Annotated in this window: 8 protein-coding genes and 1 pseudogene; 4 read left to right on the plus strand and 5 right to left on the minus strand. The window is 69.2% G+C overall.

The window, feature by feature from the left end; all coding sequences use genetic code 11:
• Positions 1–1,068 (plus strand): HNH endonuclease (locus AB4Y86_RS05835; protein ID WP_441400921.1); only part of this gene is annotated, 1,068 nt, incomplete at its 5' end.
• Between the two features lie 48 nt (positions 1,069–1,116).
• Here AB4Y86_RS05835 and AB4Y86_RS05840 read toward each other — a convergent pair.
• Positions 1,117–2,367 carry an MFS transporter gene (locus AB4Y86_RS05840; protein ID WP_441400922.1) on the minus strand — a complete coding sequence of 417 codons (1,251 nt, stop codon included), beginning with the start codon at positions 2,365–2,367 and terminating at the stop codon, positions 1,117–1,119.
• Positions 2,368–2,441: 74 nt separating this feature from the next.
• Here AB4Y86_RS05840 and AB4Y86_RS05845 point away from each other — a divergent pair, with 74 nt between their 5' ends.
• Positions 2,442–2,984: an ArsR/SmtB family transcription factor gene (locus AB4Y86_RS05845; RefSeq protein ID WP_441400924.1), complete on the plus strand. Its 543-nt coding sequence runs from the start codon at positions 2,442–2,444 to the stop codon at positions 2,982–2,984.
• 43 nt (positions 2,985–3,027) lie between these two features.
• Here AB4Y86_RS05845 and leuD read toward each other — a convergent pair whose 3' ends face one another.
• Together leuD and leuC are read right to left on the minus strand one after the other, a co-directional pair.
• Positions 3,028–3,630 (minus strand): 3-isopropylmalate dehydratase small subunit, encoded by a 603-nt coding sequence (gene leuD, locus AB4Y86_RS05850; protein ID WP_441400926.1) that lies wholly within the window; start codon positions 3,628–3,630, stop codon positions 3,028–3,030.
• A gap of 80 nt (positions 3,631–3,710) precedes the next feature.
• Positions 3,711–5,144, minus strand: coding sequence for a 3-isopropylmalate dehydratase large subunit (gene leuC, locus AB4Y86_RS05855; RefSeq protein WP_441400928.1), 1,434 nt, complete (start codon positions 5,142–5,144; stop codon positions 3,711–3,713).
• Between the two features lie 160 nt (positions 5,145–5,304).
• Between leuC and AB4Y86_RS05860 the strand changes: the two genes are divergently transcribed.
• Both AB4Y86_RS05860 and AB4Y86_RS05865 read left to right on the plus strand, forming a co-directional pair.
• Positions 5,305–6,024, plus strand: coding sequence for an IclR family transcriptional regulator (locus AB4Y86_RS05860; protein WP_441400930.1), 720 nt, complete (start codon positions 5,305–5,307; stop codon positions 6,022–6,024).
• A 35-nt stretch (positions 6,025–6,059) separates the two neighbouring features.
• Positions 6,060–6,602 carry a DUF1697 domain-containing protein gene (locus AB4Y86_RS05865; RefSeq protein ID WP_441400932.1) on the plus strand — a complete coding sequence of 181 codons (543 nt, stop codon included), beginning with the start codon at positions 6,060–6,062 and terminating at the stop codon, positions 6,600–6,602.
• 18 nt (positions 6,603–6,620) lie between these two features.
• Here AB4Y86_RS05865 and AB4Y86_RS05870 read toward each other — a convergent pair whose 3' ends face one another.
• On the minus strand, positions 6,621–8,237 hold the full coding sequence (locus AB4Y86_RS05870) for a GTPase (RefSeq protein ID WP_441400934.1): 1,617 nt from the start codon (positions 8,235–8,237) through the stop codon (positions 6,621–6,623).
• Positions 8,234–8,903: pseudogene (locus AB4Y86_RS05875) on the minus strand (ABC transporter); the annotation flags it as partial. The pseudogene AB4Y86_RS05875 and the gene AB4Y86_RS05870, both read right to left, overlap by 4 nt.

Genomic DNA, 8,903 nt, shown 5'->3' on the forward strand with positions numbered 1-8,903 from the left:
CTCCTGGTCCGCGAGACCGCCTGTCTGTCCGCCGCCGACCGGACCGCCGTCGACGACGAACTCGCCCCCGAAACCGGTGGGTTCGACGGGGCCGGCGACCGCGCCATCGTCGCCGCGGCCCGGGCCGCCGCCTACCGCCGCGACCCGCGCTCGGTCACCCAGCGGGCCGCCCACGCCGAGACCGAACGCCACCTCAGCCTCCGCCCGGCCCCGGACACCATGTGCTACCTCACCGCCCTGCTCCCGGTCGCRGCCGGMGTCGCCGTSCACRCYGCCCTSACCCGGCACGCCGACGCCCTACGCTCCGCCGGGGACGCCCGTTCCCGGGGCCAGCTGATGGCCGACGCGCTGGTCGAACGCACCACCGGCACRCCCGSCGGRATCAGCGGCATCGAAATCCARCTCRTCATGACCGACCGCACCCTCTTCCAGGCCGACAGCGAACCCGCCCGGCTCCCCGGCTACGGCATCRTCCCCGCCGGCYGGGCCCGGACACTCCTCACAGACGCAGGCCGGACGCCGGGCGCGCGCACGGGCGGCGCAACTGACGAACCGGCCTTCAGGATCTGGGTCCGCCGGCTCTACACCRCMCCCGGCACCGGCGACCTCSTCGCCATGGACTCCCGCGCCCGGATCTTCCCGCCAAGGCTGCGCCGCTTCATCCAGGCCCGCGACSACACCTGCCGGACMCCCTAYTGCGACGCCCCGATCCGGCACCTGGACCACATCGTGYCYTGGCAGAACGGCGGCACCACCAGCGGCGGCAACGGCGCCGGACTCTGCGAAGCTTGCAACCACACCAAAGAAACCCCCGGCTGGACCGCCCAACCAGCCCCAGACCCGACCGGCGGCCCCCGAAGACACCGGCTCAAACTCACCACCCCCACCGGCCACAGCTACCACTCCACCGCCCCACCGCTACCCGGGACTGGCGCCGAACGACCGTCTCCACAATGGGTCGGGCGGGGCGAAGCAGCAGATCACCCAGAAGCGATTCACCGCAGAAAACTCAGACACCGGGCAAAGGTAATCATGGGCGCCCGCCCGGCGGGGCAACCCGCGGCTTAGCCCAAGGACCTCACGCGGCGCCTTGGGGTCACCGGATATCCGCACCACTTAGGATCCGACGTCGGCCGCGGCGATGGCTTTGTCCGTGAGGATGGGCATCATGGTGAGCAGCGCGAGGGTCAGCAGTCCCATGAGGCCGAACATCGCTTGCAGGCCCAGCCATTGGRCCAGAAGGCCGCCCGCCGCGGCACCGAGCGGCATGGTGCCCCAGGCCAGCAGGCGGTAGGCACTGTTGACCCGTCCCAGCAGCCGGTTGGGAGTGATGCGCTGGCGCAGGGACACGGTAATGACGTTCCAAAGCACGATCAGCATGCCGCCGACAAAAAGGAACGGCCCCAGTACATAGGGGTTGTCGGTTATGGCGGGCGCAGCCACGAACATCGTGCTCCCAAAGATGGTAAGCATCAGGGACTTGGACCGCCCCAGCTTGGCCTCGGCCCATTCGGCGAAAAACGAGCCGACAAATGCGCCGAGCGCGGAGGTCGTCAAAAGCAGGCCGAACCCCACTTCAGACAACTTCATCTGCGAAGCCGGGCCCACGGCAAACAGCACCAAGACCGCGAACGCCGCGCTGGATGCGAAGTTGAACACCCCGGTCATCACCGCGAGCGTCCGGAGGATCGTCTGGTGCCAAAGGAACCGCAGACCTTCAGCAATGTCGTAGCGCAACGTTGTCTTCTGTTCCCGCTCAGGGCGGAAGGCCCCCGGGACCAGGAGCAGGCCACCGACGGCCGCAAGCCACAGGGCCGCCGGCACGGCAAAGCCCGCGACGACGCCGGTTGCCACCAGCAGGCCGCCCAGCGGCGGCCCGACGAACTGGTTGGTGGTGAGCTCGACAGCGTAGAGCCTGCCGTTGGCGCGCGAAAGCTGATCCCTAAGCACCACCTGCGGCATGATCGACTGCGCGGAAGTGTCATAGAGCGTTTCGGCCACACCCACCAGCAGGGCGACGACGTAGAGCACCCAAATGGACCCGACGTCCAGCAGGATGAGCGCGACCACCAGAACGGGCAGCACGGCGCGGCTCAGGTTGGCCCACAACATGAGCTTGCGCCGATCCAGCCGGTCGGCCAGCGCTCCGGCGGTCAGCGCGAAGATCAGCCAGGGAAGGGTCGCCGCGACCGTCAGTCCGGCAACCAGCGTGGGTGACTGAGTGAGCTGAACGGCCAGCAGCGGCAGCGCGATCTTGAAAACGCCATCCGCCAGGTTGGATAGCCCGGAGGCGGTCCAGAGCTTCCAGTAGGAGTTACCCAGCGGCGAACGGGTCCGTTCCTGCACCTGCTCAAGATGTCCGGTCATAGGTGGACCATGCCACAGCCATTGAGAAAGTTCAAGGGGGTTTGAATTTAGTACATCACTTGTAGGATGGGTACATGACCGATGCAGCACAGCCGAGAGCGGACGGGAAGAGGCCCTCGGCCAGCGCCCAGGAAATCAAGGCGCTGGCCCATCCGTTGCGCCTACGGATCTTGCGCCTCTGCGGGCTGCACGAACTGACCAATAAGCAACTCGCCGACCGGCTGGGCCAAGACCCGGGGACGATGCTCTATCACGTGCGGCAATTGCTCTCCACGGGCTTCCTCGAGCCCGCCGAAGTCCGCACCGGGGCGAGCGGTGCCCTGGAGAAGCCGTACCGCTCCACGGGCCGGTCGTGGAATCTGGACAGCGCGCTGCGGGAAGCCGGTCCGGGCGGTCCGCTGGCACCGATTGAGGCGTTTCGGGAAGAGCTGACGGAGGCAGGACCGGACGCGCTGGCCAACCTGTCCCGCTTCGTGCTGCATCTCTCCGAGGCAGACGCTGAAGATCTGGCTACCCGCATCCACGCTGTGCTGGACGAATACACCGACACCGACCGGCAGCGACTAAACCAGCCCGCCTACGGCGGGATCTTTGTCCTGCACCGAACAGCGGATTAGCTCGACGGCGCTTCACGGCGGCACTCCGTGCGCCGGCTCGACGTCAGGAGAGCTTGGCCGGCAGCGTCGTGGGCATGAACGCGGGCCGCGTGGCTTCGAAGGCGGTGATGTCTTCCTCGTGCTGCAGGGTGAGGCCGATGTCATCCAGGCCCTCCAGCAGGCGCCAGCGGGTGTAGTCGTCAATCTCGAACGGAGCAACGACGGTGCCGCACTCGACCGTCTTGGAGACGAGGTCCACTTTGACCTCGGTGCCGGGGGCGTTTTCGAGCACCTTCCAGATGAGCTCGATGTCGTCCTGGGCCAATTCGGCGGCCAGCAGGCCCTGCTTGCCCGAGTTGCCCCGGAAGATGTCCGCGAAACGCGAGGACAGCACGGCCTTGAAACCGTAGTCCTTCAGCGCCCAGACGGCGTGCTCACGCGAGGAGCCGGTGCCGAAGTCCGGCCCCGCCACCAGCACGGAGCCGGCGCTGAAGGGTTCCTGGTTCAAGATGAACGCGGGATCCTTGCGCCACGCCGAGAAGAGGGCGTCCTCGAACCCGGTGCGGGTAATGCGCTTGAGGTAGACGGCGGGGATGATCTGGTCGGTATCGACGTTGCTCTGGCGCAGCGGGACACCGATTCCGGTGTGGGTGGTGAACTTTTCCATGGCGGATCCTTTGGGGCGGGGTTGGATCTGAAGTGGGGGAATCGATGCAGGTGGATCGATGCTGGTGGTCGGTGTCGGGGCTACGCCAAGGCGGGCTCGCGGTCCAGATCCGACGGCGAACTCAGCGTGCCGCGGACCGCCGTCGCCGCCGCGACGACGGGTGAGACGAGGTGCGTGCGGCCGCCCTTGCCCTGGCGGCCTTCGAAGTTGCGGTTGGACGTGGACGCGCAGCGCTCCCCCACCTCCAGCTGGTCCGGGTTCATGCCCAGGCACATCGAGCAGCCGGCGAACCGCCATTCGGCACCGAAGTCCGTGAAGACCTTGTCCAGGCCCTCGGCCTCGGCTTCGAGCCGGACGCGGGCGGAGCCCGGCACCACCAGCATCCGCACGTTCGGGTCCTTGGTTCGGCCGCGGATGATGTCCGCGGCGGCCCGCAGGTCCTCCATCCGGGAGTTCGTGCAGGAGCCCAGGAACACGGTGTCCACCCGGATCTCCTTCATCGGCGTCCCGGCTTCGAGACCCATGTACTGCAGCGCCCGTTCCGCGGCGGCCTTGGCGTTCTCGTCCCCGAAGTCGGCCGGCGACGGCACCTTGGCGGACAGGGACACGCCCTGGCCGGGGTTGGTTCCCCAGGTCACGAACGGTTCCAGGGTGTCGGCGTCGAGGTCCACTTCGACGTCGAAGGTTGCAGCGTCGTCGGTGCGCAGCGTGTTCCAGTACTCGACGGCGGAGTCCCAGTCCGCGCCCTGCGGCGCGTGCGGGCGGCCCTCCATGTAGTCGTACGTGGTCTGGTCCGGGGCCACCAGGCCGGCGCGGGCGCCTGCTTCGATGGACATGTTGCAGATGGTCATCCGGGCTTCCATAGACAGCGCCCGGATGGCGGAGCCGCGGTATTCCAGCACGTAGCCCTGGCCGCCGCCGGTGCCGATCTTGGCGATCACGGCCAGGATGATGTCCTTGGCCGAAACACCGGGGCGCAGCGTGCCCTCGACATTGATCGCCATGGTCTTGAACGGTTTCAGGGACAGCGTCTGGGTGGCCATGACATGCTCCACTTCGGAGGTGCCGATGCCCATGGCAAGCGCCCCGAAGGCGCCATGGGTGGAGGTGTGCGAGTCACCGCAGACCACCGTCATGCCGGGCTGGGTAAGGCCAAGCTGCGGTCCCACGACGTGCACGATGCCCTGCTCGGCGTCCCCGAGGGAGTGCAGCCGGACGCCGAACTCCGCGCAGTTGTTGCGCAACGTCTGGATCTGGGTACGGCTGGTGAGATCGGCGATTGGCTTGTCGATGTCCAGCGTGGGAGTGTTGTGGTCCTCGGTGGCGATGGTGAGGTCCGGCCGGCGCAGCTTGCGCCCGGCCAGGCGCAGACCCTCGAAGGCCTGCGGGGACGTCACCTCATGGACCAGGTGAAGGTCGATGAAAAGGAGGTCCGGCTGGGCGTTGGCGCCTTCGCCGTCCCCCTTGCGCACCACGTGCGCATCCCAGACTTTCTCGGCCAATGTCTTTGCCACGGCCTGCTCCCTTCACTGCTGTCTTTACTGCGTGATTGTCATCGCTGCTCAGCGACTGTCCCGATTCGACGGGTTGATGATGTCCACTGAATCAGCACCGCCGTCAAATAAGCCAGCGCAATGATTTGCATCTCAGATATTGAGACGGCAATATCATTACATGGACAATTCTAGCGGCGTTGGTGTCATCGATAAAGCTGCCCACGTGCTTGACGCACTCGAGGCCGGCCCCACCACCCTGGCGCAGCTCGTGGCCGCCACCGGTCTCGCCCGGCCCACCGTGCACCGCCTAGCACTCGCACTCGTCCACCACCGCCTGGTGAGCCGCGACATCCAAGGCCGCTTTGTGCTCGGCAGCCGCCTGGTGGAGCTGGCCTCCGCCGCCGGCGAGGACCGGCTCATCGCCTCCGCCGGGCCGGTGCTGATGCAGCTCCGCGACGCCACTGGCGAAAGCGCCCAGATCTTCCGCCGCCAAGGCGACTGGCGCGTCTGCGTGGCCTCCGCCGAACGCCCCATCGGCCTCCGGGACACCATCCCGGTGGGCACCCAACTGTCCATGAAGGCAGGCTCCGCAGCTCAGGTGCTGCTGGCCTGGGAGGACCATGACCGCCTGCTGGAAGGCCTCCAGGCCGCCCGCTTCACGCCCACCGTTCTGGCCGGAGTACGACGCCGGGGCTGGGCACAGAGCCTCGGGGAACGCGAGCCGGGGGTCGCCTCCGTCTCGGCGCCGGTCCGCGGACCCTCCGGCCGGGTGATCGCCGCAGTCTCCATTTCCGGCCCGATCGAACGCCTCACCCGCCAGCCCGGCCGGCTGCACGCCGAAGTGGTCTGCAACGCCGCCCGCGTCCTGACCGAGGCGCTGCGCAAGAACAACGACTAGACCCCGCTGTTCGTGGGCACCGCTAGGCTGTGCCCATGAACAGCTATGCGGTCTTCCTGCGCGGGATCAACGTGGGCGGCATCAACATCAAGATGGCCGAGCTCAAGGCGGCCTTGAAGGCCCGCCCGTTTTCCGCCGTGACAACGCTCCTGGCCAGCGGCAACGTCGTGCTGGCCAGCGAGCTTCCGGCGGCAGAAGTGAAATCAGAGTTCGAGTCCTGCCTGCGGGAGGCCTTCGGCTACGACGCCTGGGTGGTGGTACTGACCGCGGCCCGCGTGGCGGAACTGGTGAAAGCCTGCCCCTACCCCGCCGACGACGCCGCCACGCACAGCTACGTGACGCTGTCCTCGGACGCCGCGGCACTCGCTGAACTGTACGACGCCGGCACAGCCCTCGGCGGGGTGGAGCTGACCCTGCTCGGCCCCGAAGCCATGGCCTGGCTGGCGCCTGCCGGCGGCACCCTCGACAGCCCGTTCAGCAAAATCTCCGCCAAGGCAAAGTACAAGCGCAGCACCACCACCCGGAACCTGCGGACCCTGGTCAAGGTCCGCGACGCCGCCGCCGGGCTGGCCGCCTAAGCCGCCACGCGGCCGCCCTTAACCCGCGGCGGATTTCAGCGCGGCGTTGAAGGACGCCAGCCGGCTGATCTCGAGTTCGACCGGTTCGACCACGAGGTCCTGCGCGACGGCAGCCACCGAGGCATTCAACCGCCGCCGGGCCGCCGACGCACGGGCGCGTGCCGCGGCGCCGGCGATAAACCTCGCCGCTAGGGCCAGCACGATGCCCAGCAGCACGCCGCCGGCCACCAGCACCGTCGGGACCGGCCAGCCCTGCACCCGGGGCACCTCGGGCACGGGCAGCTGGAAGTACCCCAGCCCGGCCAGCACACCGAGCCAGCCCAGGCCGCCGAGCGCAATGAGCAGGCCCAGCCACTGGAGCACATTGAAGGCAGTCCACCACCACGAGCTGCGCCCGGCCTTGAGATCGGTACCGGCAATCGCCTGGTCGAGGGCATCCGGAAGCCGCTCCCGTCCCTCACGGGCCACGCCGCGGATGGCCGCCCGCCAGGGGCCCGGCGCGCCGTCGGACGCGGTGTCGGCAAACTCCCGCACGGCGGCGTCGGTGCGGGCCCGTGCCGGGGCTCCGGCGGGCGGCAGGGAGGTCCGGTTCAGCTCCGGCCGCTCCCCCGCCCGGCGCAGGTTCAGCCGTCGCAGCGGGTCGGCCCGGAACTGGACCAGCCAGCGGGTGACCGGCCAGCCGGTGCGCCGCGTGGCTTCCTGCCGGTAGGAGCGCGCGACGGCGTCCACCACCAGCGGAACATTCGCCGCCACGGCCAGTTCCGCGTCCAGCCGGTCCCTGGTGCTGGCCTTGACGCCGTGCGCCTCGCCGGCGCCGGACGCCGCCGCGAGCCGCGCGGCCGCGCGGTCCACATCGGCCGCCAGCCGCTGGGAGAGCGCCAGCCGCTGCAGTGCGGCCTGCCGGATGGCGGCCCGCACCTTGTCCACGCCGGTGCCGACCACGGCCGAGGCGCCCAGTACCTGCACCGTGCCCAGCCCGTCCCGCGCCAGGATGGCCTTCAGTGACTCCAGCACCGGGCCGATCTCGGGTTGCGGCAGCCGGTCCACCTGGTTGAGCACCACCAGGGTGACGGCCGCATGCGAGGCGAGCGGGGCGAGGAAGTCGTTGTGGACGGCGGCGTCGGCGTATTTCTGCGGGTCCAGCACCCATACGAGCACGTCCACGAGCCCCACCATGCGCTCCACGATCTGCCGGTTTTCCGCGCGGGTCGAGTCGAAATCGGGCAGGTCGAGCAGGATCAGCCCGGTGCCCTCGTCGGCGAAGCCGGGCACGGCGGCTGCGTGGTGCCGGCTGCTGACCTCCAGCCAGTCGAGCAGCGGCTCGCTGCCCGTGGCGCCCCAGATGCCGGCAAGCGGTTCGGACGTCGTCGGGCGGCGCGCGGCCGCCGTCGCGATTTCCGCTCCGCTGACGGCGTTGAAGAGCGACGATTTCCCGCTTCCGGTGGCGCCGAAAAAGCCCACCACGGTGTGGTCCGCGGAGAGTGAGCGCCGGGAACTCGCGCGTTCCAGCACTTCGAGCACCTCGTCCAGGGCTTCGTCGGGCAGGGCGCCGGCGCCCAGTTCCCTGGCCTGGTCGAGGGCTTCCAGCCGGCGTTGCAGCTGTGAGGCTTCCCGCGCGGCGCCGTGGCGGTTCATCCGGAGGCCGCCAGCCGGCCAAGCGCCGCGGCCTGTCCGGCCAGGGTGTCCGGCGGAACGGCGTCCGGCACGTCAAGGCGGGCCAGGAACCGCTGGCGTTCGGACTGCAGCAGCCGCTCGCAGCGGGTCTGGAGATCCTCGCGCGCCGTCTTGGCCAGCCGGCGCACGGCATCCTCGCCGAAGACGGCTTCGAGCACGCGCTGGCCGACGACGGCGGTCCCGCCGGCCACGCCGATCTCCAGGCCGGTCAGGCCCGCGGTCATCGAGAACACCACGATCATCAGCGCCGCACCCAGGCCGTTGATGCCGAAGGAGAGCCAGCGGGCCTGGCTGCGCTTGTCCTGGCCTTCGGTGCGGATCAGTTCCATCAGGCTGTCCTGCCACGCACGGATCTCGGCGGCGGCGGCGTCGGCGAAGCCCTCGCTGGTGCCGGAGAGATCGTCGGTGCCGAGCAACTGCCGGCCCGCCGGGTCGGAGCGCCACCGCTGGTCGGCTTCCTCGGCGGCGTTGGCGGCTTCATCGAGGATGACGGCCTGCAGGCCCGTCTCGATCGCGGTCTCCACCCGTACGGCCGGGGTGGGTTCGCCGCGGAAGAAGGCGCCCATCCGGTCCCGCAGCCGCCCGATGTTCTGCTCCATGGCGCGGAAGAACTCCCCGGTTCCTACG

The organism is Arthrobacter sp. 2YAF22_2 (assembly GCF_052114645.1).
GTDB lineage: Bacteria > Actinomycetota > Actinomycetes > Actinomycetales > Micrococcaceae > Arthrobacter.